At 32.7% G+C, this 20975-nt stretch carries 13 protein-coding genes and 1 other RNA gene; 8 read left to right on the top strand and 6 right to left on the bottom strand.

What is annotated here, in order from left to right:
- Nucleotides 1-87 precede the first annotated feature (87 nt).
- Nucleotides 88-1875 carry a DNA polymerase III subunit gamma/tau gene (locus D1816_RS05190; protein ID WP_118501441.1) on the bottom strand — a complete coding sequence of 596 codons (1788 nt, stop codon included), beginning with the start codon at nt 1873-1875 and terminating at the stop codon, nt 88-90.
- Nucleotides 1876-1988: 113 nt separating this feature from the next.
- Between D1816_RS05190 and rnpB the strand changes: the two genes are divergently transcribed.
- Together rnpB and bshA are read left to right on the top strand one after the other, a co-directional pair.
- Nucleotides 1989-2305: RNase P RNA component class A (gene rnpB / locus D1816_RS05185), an RNA gene on the top strand.
- Nucleotides 2306-2601: 296 nt separating this feature from the next.
- On the top strand, nt 2602-3729 hold the full coding sequence (gene bshA, locus D1816_RS05180) for an N-acetyl-alpha-D-glucosaminyl L-malate synthase BshA (protein WP_066309625.1): 1128 nt from the start codon (nt 2602-2604) through the stop codon (nt 3727-3729).
- A 39-nt stretch (nt 3730-3768) separates the two neighbouring features.
- Here the strand turns inward: bshA and D1816_RS05175 are convergent, their stop codons facing one another.
- Both D1816_RS05175 and D1816_RS05170 read right to left on the bottom strand, forming a co-directional pair.
- Nucleotides 3769-4257 carry a hypothetical protein gene (locus tag D1816_RS05175; RefSeq protein ID WP_066309627.1) on the bottom strand — a complete coding sequence of 163 codons (489 nt, stop codon included), beginning with the start codon at nt 4255-4257 and terminating at the stop codon, nt 3769-3771.
- A 94-nt stretch (nt 4258-4351) separates the two neighbouring features.
- Nucleotides 4352-5164: a DUF1338 domain-containing protein gene (locus D1816_RS05170; protein ID WP_118506212.1), complete on the bottom strand. Its 813-nt coding sequence runs from the start codon at nt 5162-5164 to the stop codon at nt 4352-4354.
- A gap of 161 nt (nt 5165-5325) precedes the next feature.
- Here D1816_RS05170 and D1816_RS05165 point away from each other — a divergent pair, with 161 nt between their 5' ends.
- Nucleotides 5326-5811: an Lrp/AsnC family transcriptional regulator gene (locus D1816_RS05165; protein ID WP_066309628.1), complete on the top strand. Its 486-nt coding sequence runs from the start codon at nt 5326-5328 to the stop codon at nt 5809-5811.
- On the top strand, nt 5801-8731 hold the full coding sequence (locus D1816_RS05160) for an FAD-binding and (Fe-S)-binding domain-containing protein (RefSeq protein ID WP_118501440.1): 2931 nt from the start codon (nt 5801-5803) through the stop codon (nt 8729-8731). Before D1816_RS05165 ends, D1816_RS05160 begins: the two co-directional genes overlap by 11 nt.
- Here the strand turns inward: D1816_RS05160 and D1816_RS05155 are convergent, their stop codons facing one another.
- The 3 genes from D1816_RS05155 to D1816_RS05145 form a co-directional block, all read right to left on the bottom strand.
- Complete coding sequence (locus D1816_RS05155) at nt 8732-9319, bottom strand: tRNA-(ms[2]io[6]A)-hydroxylase (protein WP_066309633.1); 588 nt, start codon at nt 9317-9319, stop codon at nt 8732-8734. It abuts the gene before it with no gap.
- A 115-nt stretch (nt 9320-9434) separates the two neighbouring features.
- Nucleotides 9435-10733, bottom strand: coding sequence for an esterase-like activity of phytase family protein (locus tag D1816_RS05150; RefSeq protein WP_118501439.1), 1299 nt, complete (start codon nt 10731-10733; stop codon nt 9435-9437).
- Nucleotides 10734-10780: 47 nt separating this feature from the next.
- Nucleotides 10781-11635: a UDP-2,3-diacylglucosamine diphosphatase gene (locus D1816_RS05145; protein ID WP_118501438.1), complete on the bottom strand. Its 855-nt coding sequence runs from the start codon at nt 11633-11635 to the stop codon at nt 10781-10783.
- Between the two features lie 430 nt (nt 11636-12065).
- Between D1816_RS05145 and D1816_RS05140 the strand changes: the two genes are divergently transcribed.
- From D1816_RS05140 to D1816_RS05125, 4 genes are all read left to right on the top strand, one after another.
- Nucleotides 12066-14939 (top strand): T9SS type A sorting domain-containing protein, encoded by a 2874-nt coding sequence (locus D1816_RS05140; RefSeq protein WP_118501437.1) that lies wholly within the window; start codon nt 12066-12068, stop codon nt 14937-14939.
- Nucleotides 14940-15335: 396 nt separating this feature from the next.
- Nucleotides 15336-17624, top strand: coding sequence for a beta-glucosidase BglX (gene bglX / locus D1816_RS05135; protein WP_233565275.1), 2289 nt, complete (start codon nt 15336-15338; stop codon nt 17622-17624).
- Nucleotides 17625-17629: 5 nt separating this feature from the next.
- Nucleotides 17630-19546, top strand: a complete 1917-nt coding sequence (gene gndA, locus D1816_RS05130) for an NADP-dependent phosphogluconate dehydrogenase (RefSeq protein WP_118501435.1) — start codon at nt 17630-17632, stop codon at nt 19544-19546.
- 6 nt (nt 19547-19552) lie between these two features.
- Entirely contained in the window at nt 19553-20899 is a 1347-nt protein-coding gene (locus tag D1816_RS05125) for a GntP family permease (RefSeq protein WP_066309648.1), read from the top strand.
- The last annotated feature ends 76 nt before the right edge of the window (nt 20900-20975 follow it).

Below are 20975 nucleotides of genomic sequence, written 5' to 3'. Positions count from 1 at the left end.
TTTTAAATAAACGCAATTTTGGCATTTATAAGTAGTATATCTATAATAAAATAGTAAGTGAATAATGATAATATGAGAAACTGTAATTTAGATGTCTAAATCAAAATCGCTACGCAGTTTATCTATAAGAGGGTTTTTCTCTCTTAACTTTTCATACTTATCTTGTGGTGTAAAAGCATATTTCTTAGAAGCTTCTTCGTTCACTGTAATTTTTAAAGTAATGCTATAATTATTTAGTTTTTTATATAGATACTGAAGCAATCCGGATTGTGCAGCTTCCAAATCAACTTTCATAGATTGGTTTGGTAATTCTAAACAAATTTCCATTCCGTTTAATGTTGGAATATTCATGGCAAACATAGAACCAATAATACGTTCTCCTTTTTTGTCTTGCATTTTACCATATTCTGCCCATCCTTCTTGCATTTTTTCTTCAGTAAACCCTTCTTTAGGAAGGTTTGTGGGATCAATTACTTTTTCTTCTTTATTTTCTTGATGCTCTTTTTTTCTTTTGATACTGCTTAGTGACAATCCAGAAGTCTTGCGCTCACGTTGAAGGATATTAACTTTTTTTGCTATCGTCTCCGGTTTTTTGACTTCAGTATTTGTGGCTGTTATTACTTCTTGATTTGTTGACGAGGGGGCTGTCGGTGTATCAACATTACTTTCTTGAACAATATGTTGTTCTTGTATGACTTCTTTTTTCTTTTCTAATGCTTTTTCTTTTACTTCAGAAGAAATTTTGACAGCAGTTATTCCTTTTTCTTTAAAATATGAAGGAGGAATTATGTAAGGTTTGTCATTTTTTTTTTCTCCATCCGGAAGTAGGATAGAGGCAAGCTGCATAAGGCAAAGCTCAACAAGCAGTCGTTGGTTGCGACTGGTTTTATACTTTAAATCACAATCATTTGCCAATGTTATACCTTGCACCAGAAATTGATGTGATGCATTTTGAGATTGCGTTAGATACTTTGCTTTTGTTTGTTCTCCAACTTCTAAGAGTGTAACGGTAGCAGGATTTTTACAAACTAATAAATCTCTAAAGTGTGATGCTAGTCCTGCGATAAAATGATGTCCATCAAAACCTAGAGACAAAATTTCGTTAAACTCAATAAGTAATTGAGGAATGTTGTTTTGTAGTATTAGATCAGTAGTTTTGAAATAAGTTTCATAATCTAATACATTTAGGTTTTCAGTTACAGCTTGTCGCGTTAAGTTTTTTCCACTAAAGCTCACTACTCTATCAAAAATAGATAAAGCGTCTCTCATGGCACCATCAGCTTTCTGAGCAATAATTTGAAGAGCATCCTCATCTGCAGTTATTCCTTCTTGTTTGGCGACCTCGATTAAATGATTTTTAGCGTCTGTAACAGTTATTCGTTTAAAATCAAATATTTGACAGCGTGATAAGATGGTTGGTATTATTTTATGCTTCTCGGTTGTTGCTAATATAAAGATTGCATGTTTAGGCGGTTCTTCTAATGTTTTTAAAAAAGCATTAAAAGCTGCTTGTGATAGCATATGCACCTCATCAATAATATATACTTTATATTTTCCTACCTGAGGAGGAATACGTACCTGATCAATTAGACTTCTTATATCATCAACAGAATTGTTAGACGCAGCATCCAATTCAAAAATATTAAAAGCAAAATCCTCATCAGGATCTTCGTTTCCATCTTGATTAATGGTTTTTGCCAATATTCTGGCACAAGATGTTTTTCCAACTCCACGTGGTCCAGTAAAAAGAAGCGCCTGTGCTAGGTGATTATTTTCAATAGCATTCAGCAATGTATTTGTAATAGCTTGTTGCCCCACAACATCTTTAAATGTTTGAGGTCTGTATTTACGTGCTGATACTATGAAATGCTCCATTACTGCAAAGTTAAAAATTGCAGAGAAATAATAAATTATAGTATTCGCTTTTTATATTTAGTTATTAACAGCAAAAAAATAGTTCTAAATTTAGAATTGTAATACTTTTGCAAAAAGCAGATCACCTTATCGCTTTATGTTAAATATAAAGAGGAAAGTCCGGACACCATAGCGTAGCATAGCGGGTAACTCCCGTCATCTTGATTACTCGAGATAGGACAAGTGCAGCAGAAAGTATGTACAGGTAATGCTGTAGTGAAACCAGGTAAACTCTATGCGGTGCAACGTCATGTAAACCAGCTTTAAGGGTTGCGCGCCCAACGTTGGAGGGTAGACGGTTTGAGCTAATAAGTAATTGTTAGTCTAGATAAATGATAAGGATATTCGTTTCGACGAGGAAACAGAATCCGGCTTATGATCTGCTTTTTTTATTTAGATTTTGGGATGTTGTTTGATGCGGTTTTTCATAAACTAATCATTATGAAAATGAAAATTGCTTTTATCTTTTATGTGTTTTTAATCTTTATTGTTTATTCTCAAAATACTATTCTAAAACAAAGTACTTTTTTACAACTACTTTAACAAAATGCTATACTATTTTTCTTGTACCTTGTCCCAAAAGAAAATGTAGTGAAAGAAACTCTTAAAAGTATTAATTGAGCATAAATTAAGAAATGTTTGCTAATGAGTTTCGTCTAACTAAAAGGAAAAAATCAAAGATAATACATGAAAATTGCTATAGTTTGTTATCCTACTTTTGGAGGTAGTGGAGTTGTGGCCACCGAATTAGGAATTGCCCTTGCCAAATTAAACCATGAAGTTCATTTTATAACATATAAGCAACCCGTTCGGTTAGAATTATTAAACCCTAATATTCATTTTCATGAGGTTAATGTACCTACCTATCCACTTTTTCATTATCAACCTTATGAATTAGCTTTGTCTAGTAAGTTAGTTGATACTATTAAAAAATACGAAATAGATGTTCTTCATGTGCATTATGCAATTCCGCATGCATATGCCGGATATATGGCAAAAAAAATGTTAGAAGAAGAAGGTATATATGTTCCTATGGTGACAACGCTACATGGTACAGATATCACTTTAGTAGGTAATCATCCATTTTATAAAACTGCGGTAACTTTTAGTATAAATAATAGTGACATAGTAACATCTGTTTCTCAGAATCTAAAAGATGATACTTTACGTTTGTTTGATATTACTAATGAAATTAAAGTAGTCCCCAATTTTATAGATTTAACACATCAAAAAACAAGCTTTACAGATTGTCAAAGAGATGTAATGGCTTTACCAGAAGAAAGAATCGTAACCCATATAAGTAACTTTAGAGCAGTAAAGCGTATTACAGATATTGTAGATGTATTTTATAATATACAAAAAGAAATGCCTGCTAAGTTGCTAATGGTAGGAGATGGTCCTGAGCGTAAACCTGCAGAGCAAAAATGTAAAGAATTAGGGATTAAAGACAAAGTGATCTTTTTAGGTAATAGTAATGAAATAGATAAAATATTATGTTTTTCTGATTTGTTTTTATTACCATCAGAAAGAGAGAGTTTCGGGTTAGCGGCTCTAGAAGCTATGGTAAATAAAGTACCTGTAATATCAAGTAATGCTGGTGGAATTCCTGAGGTTAATAATCATGGGGTTTCGGGGTATTTAAGTAATGTTGGAGATATACAGGACATGTCTAAAAATGCAATAAAAATCCTAAAAGATGATGTAGTATTGGAACAATTTAAACAAAGAGCGTATGCAGAAGCGCAAAAGTTTGATGTAAATGAAATCGTTCCTAAATATATTGCATTATACGAAAGCGCATTAGCAATATCTTAGGAACGATTTCTAAAATATTATGTGTTTGTATTTTGATACTTAAAATTGGTAACGAATACCTAGGGCAATATCCAAATCTAAATCATCATTAAAGTCTCCAAAACCAATTTCTGGTCGTAGATCAAGAGAAAGCAGTAATGGGATATCAAAATTATATTCTATACCAATATCTCCGGCAATGAAAAAGAAACTGTCACTACTATCATCTCCAGGAAAATCATTATCATAATCTACTATTCCAACTCCACCACCTGGACCAACGTACCAGTTAAATCCTTTATCTAGATTAAAAACCCAATGGTAAAGTCCTGTAAATTTTATAGCATTTGCAAAATCAAAATCTCTCCATCCCAAATCAAACTCTAATCTATTATTTCCACTTAGTCCTCTTTGATAGGAAACTTCAGCTCCAAATCCATCATTATCTCCAAGTCTAAGTCCTAGGGCATTTTTTGATATTTCTTGAGACTGGATTGTTGGTATTGCACCTAATAAAAAAGCCGCAATAATTAAAAAACGTTTCGTCATTGTAAATAGGTTTTTATATTCAGTTTTCGAATATAACGTCACAATTCTTCTATTCTGTAAGTAGTAATCTTAAACTTTTGTTAATTTCGATTAACTACTTCCCTTGAAGTTCCATATCTGTGCTTTCAAAAATTTTGTCAGCAGACCCCGCTATAAACCCAGTAAATAGTTCTCCGTTAAGCTGTTTATGACGAAATGCAAACTCATAATAACAAGAGGTTATTTCTTGAATTCCTTCGTTAAATTCTACCTTAATAACATCAGCTAAAATACTAGATTGCTCTAAGAATACTGTGGCGTCTCCTTTTATTTCTCCTCCAGAAGAATTCATTTTAAAACCATTTTCTTTCAGAAAATCATTAACTTCAATAAGAGTATTAAAAGTCTCTAGTTTATTTACATCTACAGTAAAATGATTCGAACAAAATCCATTAACATACATCCATGCAGCATATTCTGATTCTTGTAATAACTTCTTATATGTAGAAAAAGAAAGCTGAGACCAGACTTTGCCTTTTAAAATAAGATCTTCTTGTAAGAATATATCTTTATCTACTGTATCTAAAATAGTTTGAACTGTATTTTGTAACTGATCAGAGAATTCTTCCAGCAGTAATTGACTTATAAAAATCTTAGGAGCATTAGTATCTGTTGTATGTTCAAAATGTTGTGCATACAGTTTTTTAGCTTCAAAGTGATATTCACCTTTAGATACATAGCCCATAGCAATAAAAGGTTTGGCTAAAACATCTATTGATACTCTTGGGTCATTAAATGTACGAATAGCAATATGATCATTAACAATAGTATTACCATTTGCTTCAAATAATGATTTTACTTTTTTAGCAGACGGAGTTTTTGAAGTGTATTGTTTCCATAATTCTTCAAAAAAAATAGTAGAATTCATTTTAGTTGTGTTTTTATTTAAAACAAAATTATTAGTTTTGACTATAATTACTAAAATTAAATTGTTATTTAATTTATAAATACCCAAATTAATGTCAATTTAGTTTTATTTTTAGTTTAAAAAATAAATATTAGGATTGATACACAAAATTCTCAATACTTATGGATCACTTTGATTATATAGACCAACAGATATTATTACAAATACGCAAAGATGCAAGAAAACCGTTTTCACAAATTGCAGAAGAACTTAAAATTTCTAATTCTTTAGTACATCAAAGAATTAAAAAACTAAGGCAACGCGGAGTTATTGAGCAAGCTGAATTTGTAGTTAATGAAAAGAAAATTGGTTTTAGAACCAAATCTTATGTTGGTATTCGTCTTAGAGAAGCTAGATATGCAGAACAAGTTGTTCAAGGGTTAAATGAAATTCCTGAAATTTTAGAATGTAATTATGTATCGGGTAATTATGCAATTTTCATCCTTATTTTTGCATATGACAATCAACATTTACGAGAGATTTTATATGAGCAGGTTCATCAAATTGACGGTGTGGCAGGAACTGATAGTTTTATATGTTTTGATACTAATTTTAAAAGACCAGTGTCGTTAGATACTATGTTAAAGAAAGAGAAATATGATAGATAGCAATGCACTTAAGTCATTGAGTGATGATTTAGTAGGCGAAATTAAATTTGACAATTTATCGAAGGCATTGTACGCTACCGATGCGTCTGTTTATCGTAGAACACCCATGGCGGTGGCATTTCCTAGATCTACTAACGATATAAAAACTTTAATTGCCTTTGCCAACCAAAACAAAATAGGATTGATACCCAGAACTGCTGGGACTTCATTAGCAGGTCAATGTGTTGGAGATGGTATAGTGGTTGATGTTTCTAAGCATTTCACTAATATATTAGCTATAGATTCAGAGAAAAAAACTGTAACCGTAGAGCCTGGAGTAATACGTGATGACCTTAATAGGGCTTTAAAAGTCCACGGATTGTTTTTTGGACCAAATACTTCTACTTCTAATCGTTGTATGATAGGAGGAATGGTGGGTAATAATAGTAGTGGTACTACTTCTATTCAATATGGTGTAACTCGGGATAAGGTATTAGAAATGCACACTATATTGTCTGATGGTAATGATGTTGTTTTTTCTGAAATCACCAAAAAAGAATTTGAACAAAAAACCAAATTAGAAACTTTAGAGGGAAAAATTTACGATAAACTATATACAGAACTATCTGCAAAAGAAGTACAAGAACAGATAAAGACCAATTTTCCCAAACCAGAGATTCATCGTCGAAATACGGGGTATGCAATAGATGAGCTTATTAATTCTGAAGTTTTTTCTGAAGAAAATACAAAGTTTAATATGTGTAAACTTCTATCAGGAAGTGAAGGTACATTGGCTTTTACAACCAAAATTACGTTACAACTAGATGAATTGCCTCCTGAACGAACTCTAATGATAGCTGCTCATTTTAATAGTATTAACGATTGTCTGAAAACAGTTGAACCAGTCATGCAACATGAGTTATTTACTTGTGAAATGATGGATAAAACTATTCTTGATTGCACTAAGAATAATATTGAACAGCTAAAAAATAGATTTTTTATTGTTGATGATCCAGAAGCCATTTTAATGTTAGAATTAAAGGCAAATGATGAACATAACTTAGAGCATAAAAAAAATGCACTGTTAGATACATTAAAAGATTCAGGATTAAGCTATGCTAACGCTATTTTGAGAGGATCAGAAATTAATAAGGCACTAGAGTTACGTAAAGCTGGGTTGGGGCTTTTAGGAAATATTGTTGGCGATAAAAAGGCTGTTGCTTGTATAGAGGATACTGCGGTTGCAATACCAGATTTAGCAAATTACATTTCAGAATTTACCGATGTAATGAAAAAGCATGATCAAGAAGCCGTTTATTATGCGCATGCAGGAGCAGGCGAATTACATTTACGACCAATCTTAGATTTGAAAAAAAGCGAAGACGTGGTTTTGTTCAAGAAGATAACCGATGATGTAGCTACTTTAGTTAAAAAGTATGATGGCTCTATGAGTGGTGAACATGGGGATGGTATTGTAAGAGCCGGATACATTCCGTTTATGATTGGGGATAAGAATTATAAGATCATCGAAACAATAAAGAAAGTTTTTGATCCCAATTATATATTTAATCCAGGTAAGATTGTAGATGCCTATGCTATGGATCAAAAACTTAGATATGATATTGATAGAGAAGAACCAGAGATTAATACAATTCTAGATTTCACAGACTCGTTAGGGATTTTACGGGCTGCAGAAAAATGTAATGGCAGTGGTGATTGTCGTAAATCTGTGGAAGCTGGAGGAACAATGTGTCCAAGTTATAGAGCAACAAAAAACGAAAAAGATACAACCAGAGGAAGAGCAAACGCATTACGCGAGTTTTTAACCAATGGAAATGAAACCAATAAATTTAATAGTAAAGAGCTCAAAGAAGTATTTGATTTATGCCTAAGTTGTAAAGGTTGTTCTAGTGAATGCCCATCAAATGTTGATATTGCAACGCTCAAAGCAGAATTTGAATATCAGTACCAAAAAGAAAATGGTATTTCTCTACGAACTAAGCTCTTTGCGTACAATAATAAATTAAATCATTTGGGGAGATTAACTCCAGGGTTGACTAATTTTATTTTTAAAAACAAAGTAACTTCGGGCGTTATAAAATCATCTTTAGGTATTGCTAAAGAACGTGATTTACCATTGCTTAGTAAACAATCACTTCGCTTTTGGTGTAAAACTAATCTTAAAAAAATAACACCTAAAAACCCTATCAAAAAGGTTTATTTTTTTATTGATGAGTTTACCAATCATCTTGATGCTTCAATAGGTATTGATGCAATAGAACTACTAACCAAACTAAATTATGAAGTGAAGCTCATTAATCATGATGAAAGTGGTCGAGCTTTTATTTCTAAAGGATTATTAAGTCAAGCTAAAAAAATTGCCAACAAAAATATAAAAGCGTTTAATGGTCTTTTATCCAAGGAAACACCATTGATCGGTCTTGAACCTTCTGCAATTTTGACATTAAGAGATGAGTATCCTAGGTTAGCGGATAATATAGAGTTTGCCAAAGAGTTAAGTGATCATACATTTTTAATTGACGAATTTTTGAATACTGAAATTGCAAATAGAAATATAAATGCAGATCAATTTATAGAAGATACTATACGAATAAAATTACATGGGCATTGTCACCAAAAAGCACTATCAAATATTCAAACAACATTTGCATATCTAAATCTTCCAAAGAATTTTACAGTTACTATTATTCCATCGGGATGTTGTGGTATGGCAGGTTCTTTTGGATACGAAAAAGAACATTATGACATAAGTATGCAAATAGGGGAGCAGACCTTATTTCCGACAATTCGAAAAACGGCAAAGGATATTGTTATTGCAGCAGTGGGTACAAGTTGTAGACATCAAATAAAAGATGGTACAAAAAGAGAGGCACTACATCCTGTTAGTATTTTAAGAAAAGCTTTAAAAGAGCAGTCTTAATTATCCATGAATGGTTTCAGAGGTGCCATATCTTTGTATGAGTTCACCTTCAAACTGCAGTAAATCTTCCCATTGTTTATCGACATCTACATCTTTTCCGTATTTGCGGGCAAAACCAATAAATGTAGTGTAATGTCCAGCTTCACTAATCATAAGTTCATGATAAAACTTGGATAATTCGGGATCTTTTATTTTTTCAGAAAGAAGTTTGAATCGCTCACAACTTCTTGCTTCGATCATAGCAGAGAATAATAAGCGTCTCACCAAACCTTGAACACGGCTACCATCACCACCGCTTACCTTATATTTAAAAAGCTCATTTACATAGCTGTCCTTTCGTTCTCGACCCAGTGTATACCCTCTTTCTTTAATGATATTATGAACCATTTGAAAATGTTGTAATTCTTCTTGTGCCAAAACAATAAGATCAGTTACCAAATCTGTATGCTCAGAATTCATAGTAATTATAGTAATTGCATTTGTAGCCGCTTTTTGTTCGCACCATGCATGGTCAGTTAATATTTCTTCAATATTTGATTCTGCAATTTTTGCCCAACGAGGGTCTGTTGCTAATTTTAAACCGAGCATGTTATTAAGTTTTTTTGTATTGGTTTCAAAGATACATATTACGATTCAAAAGTAATGGGATATAACATATAGCGTTATATCCCATTTTGATATGTGGTGTAAAGAAATTGTCGAACTAAAAATTCGCTTTAATCATGTATAATGAACCTGCATCAATTTTTTGATCTGTATTTGGTAGTATCTTTTGTTCTATAATACCGTCATTATTTACGTCGGTAACAGAAAAATCGTCATCATTAATACAACCTAATGTATGTTCATCAATCAACCAAATACCCTCAAGTTTATCATGAGGATATCCTGTTTTTTCTACAAGATCTGCAACTAAAGTCTTTGTTACAGGCCTAATACCAGTGTTTCCTATTTCGGCCCAAGTAGATTCTTCTAGTGTTTTAGTATTGATAAGTAAACCAAACTCAGCATTAATATCATTTCCGGTTACATCTGTTGCATTAGAAATATTGATTTTATAAATATGCTTTTGTACTGGTCCTTCTCCAGAAAACTTGCCATCACGTTCAACTACCAAAAACTCAGAACTCGATAGCGCCACAATTTCTGAATTTGAAAGGTTGCTTTTTTCTTGTCGATATAGATATTGTTTAGTTTCACCGGTTTCTAGGTCAAAAGTTATGATACGAGTAAGATCGGTTCGTATTCGTGTAGGATTATACAGTGTAGATTGCATTATCCCAACTAGTGTTTTTTCATTTGGAGTAATAGCAAGACCTTCCATACCACGGTTTGGTCTTCTTTTTGCAAAAACAGCAGGAAGTTTTCTTCCGCCGTTTCCTTCATTTACACCAATTGGAGAAATACGCTCTAATTCAATGCCTTCTGCAGAATAGTGAACGATATGAGGTCCATACTCATCGGATACCCAAAATGTTCCGTCACGCAAGGTAACTAAACCTTCAGAATCAAGACCAAAATCATCAAAAGGTAATTGATTACCATTAATATCATAAGGAATTTCACCGGTGGCACCTTTTCCTTCAGGATTAGGAATACCAGAAATTGGGGTGCCTACCGGATCTTTTAGAAGGATTTCTTTTTTCAATATGATTTCTGCTTTTGCAGTTATAGAGAATAAACCAATTCTAGGAGTATAGCTGGATACTGGAAACTTTTTGCCATCTAAAAAGTCTGTATTTGGCCCTCTATCAGTTATCGCATAAAACTCTCCTTTATTTCTTGGATGTGCCGTAGCAGCCGAACCATAACCTCCATTTCTGATCTCAATATCATTTTCAATAGCGGATAGTATAGTAAAAGGTAATTGGTATTGTATGTTTTCTTCTAGTACCAATTGTGGAGGTACAGAAATAGGATTTCCTGTGTGATCGTCAATATATTGACAAGAAAATAGTAAGATCAGTGATATAAAGATCAGTACTTTATTTGTGATTCGCATGTTAATGGTATTTTGGTTAAATTAAGGTGTGAAGTATTTGTGTTTAGTTATGATCTTTTTAAAGGTTTTAATAGTTGATTTGTCATAAAAGAAGTTTGTAGCCCTTCCAGATCAATATTCATTTCGAATTCCTCATTTTGTTCAGCAAAAGCTTCCATTTGTTTATTCTCATAGTGTACTAATTTCCACTCTTCCTCATCATACTCTAAAGCAGTAAGGTTTTCTATCCAATCACCAGAGTTTAAATAAAGACAAGAACCATTTTTATTGGTATATTCTCTCATTTGCGGTTGATGGATGTGCCCACAAACAACATAACTGTATTTGTTTTGAACCGCTAACTCAGCCGTGACATCTTCAAAATCATTAATATATTTGACTGCTTTTTTAACGCTATTCTTGATTTTTTTTGAAAGTGAAAACTTTTCTTTACCCAGTCGTATTAAAAACCAATTGATCAATTGATTAAGCATAATAAGGAGATCATAGCCCCAACCGCCAAGTTTTGCAAGCCATTTTGCATTTTGAATTGACGCATCAAATATGTCACCATGAAAAAACCATGCTTTTTTACCATCTAATTCTATCACAAGTTTATCTACTAGTTTAAAATCTCCTATTTGAGTATCGCTAAACTTGCGTAACATCTCATCATGATTACCAGTTATATAAATAACTTCAGTTCCTTTTGATGCAAATGCGATAATTTTTTTTATAATTTTTAAATGTGATTTTGGAAAATATCGTTTTCGAAATTGCCAAATATCAATAATATCACCATTTAAAATTAATGTTTTGGGTTTAATACTATTTAGATAATTTAGAAGTTCTTTGGCTTGGCAGCCATATGTTCCCAGATGGACATCTGAAATAACAACAAGTTCTACAGTACGCTTTTTCATAGAATAGCTTATCCTACAAATTTAATATATGATGTTTTAATCCATAATTAACTTATTGTCAGGTTATTGTTACCTGTCCTTAATTATTTCTTTTATCTATTACTTTAATGTTAAAAAGAGGTTATGAATAAAAAATGATAGATATAAGATTAATAAAGAATTCTATTTCTTTAAAAAATTTAACGCATTTATTATCAGTACGTTAATTTTTTTAATGAAAAAAGTGGTAATTTCTAAAGGAAATATGATAGTGAGGTTGTTGTACTATTGAAGATTTAGTATTCTCTGCATACTTTATAATTATTTCTTCGAAATAAATAGTACCCTAATAAGTATACAATAAACAGAACTTCACCCTATTAAATAATGTTTGACAAGCACATTGTTTTTTAATTTTTAACACACTAACTCTTAAACTTACACTAACACTATGAAAAACTTAATCGCATTTTTATTTTTGTTTATGACGGCTATGTCATTTGCACAACCTCCCACACCTAAAGAAGGTTTCCGTTGGGTATTATGGGATCAATATTCTGATGAATTTAATGGTACCGAACTTGATCGTTCTAAATGGAGAGACTCTTTTAAGGGTTGGAAAGGTCGTGCTCCTGCAAAATTTGACCCTTCTACCATTTCATTAAGAAATGGAAACATGCAAATAAGAAATAAAAAGTTACCCAGACGCGATGGGCCTTATACTATTGGCGGAGGAGCTGTGCAATCACTAGAAAAAACAGCATACTTTGGTTATTATGAATGTAAATTTAAAGCGTCTCGAATATCAATGTCGACTACTTTTTGGATGTCAAATCCCAAAAAAAATATTATTGGACCTACTAAACTCAGCGGTGATTGTGCCAAAGATAAATGGAGCCAGGAGTTAGATATTTGTGAAAGCATAGGTGGTAGATTTAATGGAGGTTCTAAATTTAGAACTCAGATGAATTTTAATACTCATTATCGTTATGTGAATTGTAATGGAGATCCTGAAAAATTTTACTCTGCAGGTAATAATGCGGTAGAAGGAAATGGGCAACAAGCAAACGCTGACCTTGTCGGCAGTGAATCTTGGGAAGATTTTCATACTTATGGTTGCTATTGGAAAAATGATAAAGAAGTAGATTTTTATGTTGATGATAATTTTGCCGGTTCAGTTAATATCAGAAGAGATGTAGTAGATTCTCCTTTTACAGAACAAATGGGAATAAATATGGTGACAGAGACTTACAATTGGGCAAAACCATACCCTAATGATGCGCAATTGGCCAATAATGCTATTAATACATCTTACTATGATTGGATTCGATCTTATAGATTAATTCCAATTTTTGAACCTGAATTTCAAAATGGTTCAAATAGACCTACAAAACCTGCCATCTTTAAAGAAGATATAAAATGGGTAGGAAATCCTTCTGTAAATGTAGCAACTAAAAAAATTACTATTGTATATGAATATAAGGCTAATCTTGATCGTGACTTAGTTATCCATTTAAATGATGCTAATGGTAGAGAAGTATTTAGAAAAAAAATAAATGCTTTAGAAGGATTTGGTAAAAATAAGTATGTGGCTACAATAGATCAATCTCTTCCCGCTGGGAACTATTCGGTAGTAGCAGATATCCGTCCAATTGGAGGTTCAGATACACAAATTATTGCTAAAACTGATGGAAATGTTGTTACACCTCCTGGACCGGATGGAGATATTGTTATTGGTAACCCTACTAATACGAATGCTACTTTGGATGGTTGGAAATCTAATATGGTGATTAATGAAACGGATACATATACCAATACTACAGGAGCATCACAAACTTTAAAAATTGAAAAATTTGTATTTCATGCCGGAAGAAAAGGTGATCCTGTTACTCCTTTTGTTGTCAAAGTAAATGGTGATAACAATTTTACTGTGCTTGCAGCAGGAACAGCTCGTACTTCGAATGCATATAATACAGGAGAAAATTCATTTGCATTTACCACAGGAACTACGAAAGAAATAACACTTGCTAACGGAGAAACCATTGCATCTGGTTTTCTTGATGCTAATGCTAATGGTGCTGGTGGAAACATAGGGTCTGTTATTCCTTTTGATAGTAATGCACCAGCCGATCAGATTTGGTATTCTGGTGGTCCGGATTCAAGTAATTCTGGTAATATTTCTGAAGAAACTGCTCCAACAGGTGGTCTAAATACCATAACCACACTTACTAGAAACTATCGATTTAAAATTTTGTTATCTCTTGTAGAAGATACATCAACAGCAGATTGTAGTGTAGCCCCTTCAGGTTTAGTGGTATCTAATGTTACGAATACTACAGTAAAACTATCTTTTGATAATGCGGCTAATGATACTAGAACTTTTGAACTAAGAGCTTTTCCTAAAGGAGGGTTTAATGGGGATATCAACACTGGTGGTCTTGGTTTTGCTGCAGCACCAGCAGGTAGTACAGAAATTACAATGAGCAATTTACAAGCTAATACATCTTACGATCTAGTATTTCGAGCACTTTGTAGCGGATCATCGCCAGGTTCTACCGAATTGGTAACAATTACAGGTACAACTTCAGGAGGAACAGTAAATCCTGAAACAACTGTTTTATCTCCTGTACAAGATGCATATCTGCAAGGTGCTACTAATTATAATAGTAATATTGTAAGAATCGAAAATGGTAAAAGAGTAGGGTATCTTATGTTTGATATTTCGGGTATTAAAGGTGCTATTACAGATGCGAGATTAAAATTTACAATAGCAGGTGATGCAGGAAGTGGAAACCTAAATGTTAATTTAGGAACTTCTAATAATTGGAATGAAAATAACTTGTCTAATGCTAATAAACCTGCATTGGGAACTTTGTTAGGATCATTAAATAAATCATATAACATTGGTGCTACCGAAACTGTAACTCTTCAAGCAAATGCTATTTCAGGAAACACTATATCTCTTGTGCTTAATACTACAGGAGGAAATGATTTTGCATTAGCATCAAAAGAAAATAACGCAGCTACTGTTCCGCAATTGGTGATTACCTATCAGCCTGAAAAATTAAGTAATGACGATGCAGTTTTTAATACTAGTGCAATATTATATCCTAATCCGGTTAAGGATGTGATGAAGTTGACAGGTGTTTCTAAACTAGCACGTATATCTATATTAGATATTTCGGGTAAAATAGTTAATTTCAAAACAAAATCTGTAGATACTTCAGAGAGGATGATAGATGTTTCAAGCCTTACATCCGGAATTTATTTTGTTACTATTTTAGAAAATCAGAATAAAAATGTATTAAGATTTTCAAAAAAATAAATGATAGATTCTTTGGGATAGTAGATAAAATACTTATCACGTCCCATTTAGTCTAAATAATTTGTGTTTGTCACAACTATGTTTAAAAATAAAAAGCTTCGAAATCGTTTTTCGAAGCTTTTTTGCATATATACTATAATAGAGCATAGAAGTTATTGTCTTGATATATTGGAGTAAAAGCCATAAAATTTGCTCACAATTAAAATATGACAGAACGTTAAAAAAGAGAAAGTATAACTAAACAATTAAAAGTTTCAGTTCTATATTCTTTCTTAACAATAACTTTATGACATTGTTTTGTTTTTTACTTGTGCCTAAGTATGACTAAATTCACCTCTTAAATCTTAACAAGTTTCTTACTTAAAAGTAAAGAAACAATACTTTAATCATACTATTTTGGATACAAATTTGAAAAAAAGAAAGAGTTATAATTGGTTATACTTAGTGTTTATAGTACCATATTTAATAGCAAGTTGTTCAACTAAGACGCCTAGAAATAGTTCTGAAAAGAAAGACGTATTAGAATTAAAAATAGACAGTATTGTCGCTTCAATGTCTTTAGAAGAAAAAATAGGTCAAACAGCACAAAGGGGCAAATCTAGTAGGGTTAAAGAATTACCATCAGAGCTTAAAGAAGCAGTTAGAAAAGGTGAAATAGGATCTTTTCTTAATATCATGGATAAAAATGATGCTAAGGAATTACAACGCATTGCCGTAGAAGAAAGTCCAAGTAAGATTCCTTTGATATTTGCAAGAGATGTAATTCATGGTTTTAAGACAATTTTTCCAATACCTTTAGGGCAGGCAGCATCTTTCAATCCACAAATTGTAAAAGAAGGCTCTAGGATTGCAGCTACAGAAGCAAGCACAAGTGGAATACGTTGGACATTTGCTCCAATGTTAGATATTTCGAGAGATCCAAGATGGGGAAGAATCGCAGAATCTGCTGGAGAAGATCCCTATTTAACTAGTATAATGGCAAAAGCTTATATTAATGGTTTTCAGGGAGATGATTTATCTTCCCCAACAAGTATAGCTGCTTGTGCTAAACATTTTATAGGATATGGCGCAGCAGAAGGAGGTAGAGATTATAATACTGCTAATATCAATGAAAATTCATTACATAATACATATTTAAAGCCTTTTAAAGCAGCTGTTGACGCTGGTTCTGCTACTTTTATGACAAGCTTTAATGATCTCAATGGTGTGCCAGCTTCGGCAAATAAGTATATATTAAAAGATATATTAAGAGATAAGTGGGGGTTTGATGGTTTTGTCGTTAGTGATTGGAACTCAATTATAGAAATGGTGAATCATGGTTTTGCAAAAGATCAAAAAGAAGCAGCAAAGAAAGCAGCAAATGCAATGTTAGATATGGAGATGACAAGTACCTCTTATCAGGATCATATGAAAACACTGATCGAAGAAAAGAAGTTTTCTGAAAACGAATTAGATGTAATGGTCAAGAACATTCTTAGAATCAAATTTAGATTAGGATTATTTGACAATCCGTATTTCGATCCTAAAGATGATATATTATATAGTGCGCATCATTTATCCAAAGCAAAAGAAGCTGCTTTAGAAAGTACAGTATTATTAAAAAATAACAACAATATACTTCCGATATCAAAATCTAAAAAAATAGCTATTATTGGACCATTAGCCAATGCTCCACATGAACAATTAGGAACGTGGACTTTTGATGGAGAAAAAGAACATACCGTTACACCATTAGATGCCTTTAAGAAAGATGAATCATATAAAATCTTATATAGTGATGGATTATCATATAGTAGAGATAAATCAAATAAGAAATTTGCAGAAGCAATACAAATAGCAAGATCATCAGATGTAGTTTTGTTTTTTGCAGGAGAGGAAGCAATTTTATCAGGAGAGGCGCATAGTAGAGCTAATCTTAACTTACCAGGAGCTCAAGAAGAACTTATTAATGAGCTTCAAAAAACAGGTAAACCAATAGTTTTGGTTATAATGGCAGGAAGACCGATTACTTTAGGAAATATTTTAGACAAAGTAGATGCTGTTGTTATGGCATGGCATCCTGGTACTATGGGTGGTCCAGCTTTAAAAGATATCATAACAGGTGTAGTTACTCCATCGGGCAAATTACCAGTAACATGGCCAAAAGAAGTAGGACAGATACCCATGCATTATAATCATAAAAATACAGGGCGTCCAGTAATTCCAGAAGAATTTGTTCATATGGATTCCATTCCGATTGCAGCATGGCAAAGTTCTTTAGGTAATACATCACATTATCTTGATGCGGGCTATTTGCCTCAATATCCTTTTGGATACGGCCTAAGTTATACTAACTTTACATATTCTGATATAAATATTTCTTCAAAAACCCCAAAAATGGGTGATACAATTACTGTAAGTATAAAAGTGATAAACAATGGAGAGATAAAAGCTAAAGAAACAGTACAACTATATTTTAGAGATATGGTAGGAAGTTTAACAAGACCCATTAAAGAATTATTACGTTTTGAAAAAATAGAATTAGCGGGAGGAGAATCAAAAACAATAGATTTCCAGTTTTCTACAGAAGATTTATCATTTTATGGTCCCGACAAAAAATGGATTACAGAATCAGGAGATTTTAAAGTATGGGTCGCTAAACATGCTCATGATGAAACAAACGAAATTGAATTCACTTTAGAATAAACATATTGAGTACGGGTAAAGTATATATTGTATTTGGTGTATCAGGTTGTGGAAAATCAACTATAGGCCAACATTTAGCTAAAGATTTTGATATTCCGTTTTATGATGCAGATGATTTTCATCCGGAAAAGAATATTAAAAAAATGTCTAAAGGATTCCCTCTTAATGATGATGATAGAGACCCTTGGCTTGAAAAAATAGCAAATGAAATTAGAAATTGGCATAATTTAAAGGGGGCAGTACTAGCATGCTCTGCATTAAAGCAGAAGTATAGAGACAAGCTTCAGTCTATAAGCCCTCAATTTATAGAGTGGATTTTTCTTGATGGTAGTTATGATTTAATCTCAAATCGAATGGCAGCAAGAAAAGATCATTTTTTTAAGAAAGAAATGTTAGTGTCTCAATTTGAAGCTTTACAAAAACCACAATCAGGAATTACTGTGGATATAAATCAAAGCGTTTCAGAAATTATAATGAAAATAAAATCAAAAGTGAATAATCAAAAAACAGAACTAGGATTAATAGGTTTGGGCGTAATGGGAAAAAGTTTAGCTAAAAACTTATTATCAAAAAATTTTAGTTTATCTGTGTATAATAGGCAGGTTGCAAACAAAGAGATTGATGTTGCGCAGAATTTTGTAAAAGAAGAGTCTTCACATCACGAGGTATTGGGTTTTGATGATATGAATGAATTTGTTTCGTCTTTAACAGAACCGCGAACCATTATTATGATGGTAAATGCAGGGAAACCTATCGACATGGTAATTGATGCAATCATACCCTTTTTAAATGATGGAGATTGCCTTATAGATGGAGGCAATTCACATTATAAAGACACATTAAGAAGAGAAAAGGAATTATCAGAAAAAGGAATATGCTTTTTAGGTACTGGTATCTCTGGAGGAGAAGAAGGAGCATTAAAAGGACCGTCTATAATGCCAGGTGGGTCAAAAGAGGGATATGAGCAATCAGGAAAATTTTTAGAAGCAATAGCTGCTAAAGATAAAAATGATAAGGCATGCTGCACCTATATTGGCCCAGAAGGAGCTGGTCATTATGTAAAGATGGTGCATAATGGGATAGAATACGCAGAAATGCAATTGTTGGCTGAAACTTATCATTTATTACGATTTTTTGTAAAAAAAACACCTGATCAAATAGCTGCTATTTTTGAATCGTGGAGAAAAGATGGCTTAGATAGTTATTTGCTAGAGATTACTGAGGATATTCTTTACAAAAAAGAAGGTGATGTATTTTTAATCGATAAAATTTTAGATAAAGCTGGACAGAAAGGTACCGGTGGTTGGTCTACTATTGCTGCTCTAGATGTAGGAGTTCCGTTATCAACGATTTCAGAGTCTGTAATGGCTAGAAATCTTTCTGGCATGAAATCACAAAGAATAAAAGTTGCAGAGGCATACCAAATGACTACTACGAGTACGATAGACGATACGAATGTGTTTTTAGAAAATTTAAAAAATGCTTTTCAAGCGGCAAGTATTATTAATCACTCTATAGGATTTGATTTATTGCATCAAGCATCTCTAGAGTATAATTGGAATCTTAATTTGTCAGAGATTGCTAGAATTTGGACTAACGGTTGTATTATTCGCAGTAATTTGATGGAGAAAATTAGTATTTCGTTTTTAGGAAACAATGACACTTCAGTATTGATGTCACCTGATATTATTACAGTAATGAAAGGCGCAGTAGACGGACTTACAGATACTGTTTCAAAAGGATTTAGTGCTGGATGTTCATTACCCGTTTTATCTTCTGCTACTAATTATTTTTTAACATACACATCTTCGCAATCTTCTGCTAATATTATACAGGCACAAAGAGATTACTTTGGAGCACATACATATCAAAGGGTAGACAAACCTATAGATGAATACTTTCATACAAACTGGAAAAGCTAATATTTTATGGATTATCAATTATTAAGTGCTGTAGGAGTAGGCATCTTTGCTTTGCTCTTTATGATTTTAAAATTAAAGATCCAGGCATTTATAGCACTACTTATTGTCTGTATTCTAGTTGGAATTGTTGCTGGTTTATCACCAGAAATGATTCTGGATAGTATTAAGAACGGTATGGGAGGGACTCTTGGTTTTGTGGCTACAGTTGTAGGATTGGGAGCATTATTCGGGGGTTTACTAGAACATTCTGGTGGAGCACAGGGACTGGCAGCATATATTTTAAAATTGGCAGGAGAAAAAAATGCTTCTTGGGCAATGGTTATAACAGGTTTTATTATTGCTATTCCGGTATTCTTTGATGTAGCTTTTATCATATTAGTACCTGTGGTTTATGCCATTGCAAGAAAGACTAAAAAATCAGTTTTGTTATATGCTATACCGCTATTAGCTGGTTTGGCAATTACTCATAGTTTTATACCGCCAACTCCAGGACCAGTAGCAGTAGCTGATATTATTGGTGCAAACCTTGGATGGGTAATTATTTTAGGTTTCATAACTGGAATACCTGCTGCAATAGTTAGCGGACCATTATTTGCTAAATATATATCGAATAAAATCAATATTGCTTTACCCGAAGCAACAACAGTAAAGTCGTCAACAATAGAATCATACCCTAATCCAATTACTATAATTACAATCATAGGGTTACCTATTTTATTAATCGTTTTAAAAACAGTATTATTAGGAGATTGGTTTGAAAAAGAAATGTTTCCGCGGTCTTTAGTATATGCAATTTCATTATTAGGACACCCGTTTACAGCCTTGATCATTGCCAATCTTATAGCCTGGTATGTGCTAGGTATTAAACGAGGAACAACACGGGATGAATTATTAAAAATTTCAACAAAATCATTTCAACCAGCAGGAGCCATAATTTTACTTACTGGAGCAGGGGGAGCCTTTAAACAAATATTGGTAGATACTAAGGCAGGTGAATTATTAGCATCTTCTTTACAAGATGCCTACTTACACCCATTGTTATTCGCTTTTATTGTAGCGGCTTTGATTAGAGTTTTACAAGGATCTGCAACTACAGCTATGATTGCAGCTGCTGGTATAGCATCTCCTATAATTCTAGCAGGTGATTTTAGTGCTGCACAAATAGCACTTTTTGTAATTTCTATAGCATCTGGAGCCACAGTTTTATCACATGTAAATGATAGTGGCTTTTGGTTGGTAGGTCAATATTTAGGATTGACAGAAAAACAAACATTTCGTTCCTGGACAATAATGACCTCTTTAATTGGAATTACCGGGGTAATAATGTCTTTAATTTTATGGTATTTTTTTTAAGAATATTTTGAGACTTACATTTTAAACAAAACGGAGAACTGGTAAAAACTGAAAAAATAATAGTTTTTCTAACTGA

Origin of the sequence: Aquimarina sp. AD10 (genome assembly GCF_003443715.1) — a bacterium.
In the GTDB taxonomy this organism is placed as follows: Bacteria; Bacteroidota; Bacteroidia; order Flavobacteriales; family Flavobacteriaceae; genus Aquimarina; species Aquimarina aggregata.
The sequence above is the reverse complement of the archived record's forward strand: the minus strand, read 5'-3'. Positions and strand labels throughout refer to the sequence as shown.

Coding starts and splice junctions, on each gene's coding strand:
- D1816_RS05190 (WP_118501441.1), bottom strand. CDS start 1,875: ATGGAGCATTTCATAGTATCAGCACGTAAATACAGACCTCAAACATTT.
- bshA (WP_066309625.1), top strand. CDS start 2,602: ATGAAAATTGCTATAGTTTGTTATCCTACTTTTGGAGGTAGTGGAGTT.
- D1816_RS05175 (WP_066309627.1), bottom strand. CDS start 4,257: ATGACGAAACGTTTTTTAATTATTGCGGCTTTTTTATTAGGTGCAATA.
- D1816_RS05170 (WP_118506212.1), bottom strand. CDS start 5,164: ATGAATTCTACTATTTTTTTTGAAGAATTATGGAAACAATACACTTCA.
- D1816_RS05165 (WP_066309628.1), top strand. CDS start 5,326: ATGGATCACTTTGATTATATAGACCAACAGATATTATTACAAATACGC.
- D1816_RS05160 (WP_118501440.1), top strand. CDS start 5,801: ATGATAGATAGCAATGCACTTAAGTCATTGAGTGATGATTTAGTAGGC.
- D1816_RS05155 (WP_066309633.1), bottom strand. CDS start 9,319: ATGCTCGGTTTAAAATTAGCAACAGACCCTCGTTGGGCAAAAATTGCA.
- D1816_RS05150 (WP_118501439.1), bottom strand. CDS start 10,733: ATGCGAATCACAAATAAAGTACTGATCTTTATATCACTGATCTTACTA.
- D1816_RS05145 (WP_118501438.1), bottom strand. CDS start 11,635: ATGAAAAAGCGTACTGTAGAACTTGTTGTTATTTCAGATGTCCATCTG.
- D1816_RS05140 (WP_118501437.1), top strand. CDS start 12,066: ATGAAAAACTTAATCGCATTTTTATTTTTGTTTATGACGGCTATGTCA.
- D1816_RS05125 (WP_066309648.1), top strand. CDS start 19,553: ATGGATTATCAATTATTAAGTGCTGTAGGAGTAGGCATCTTTGCTTTG.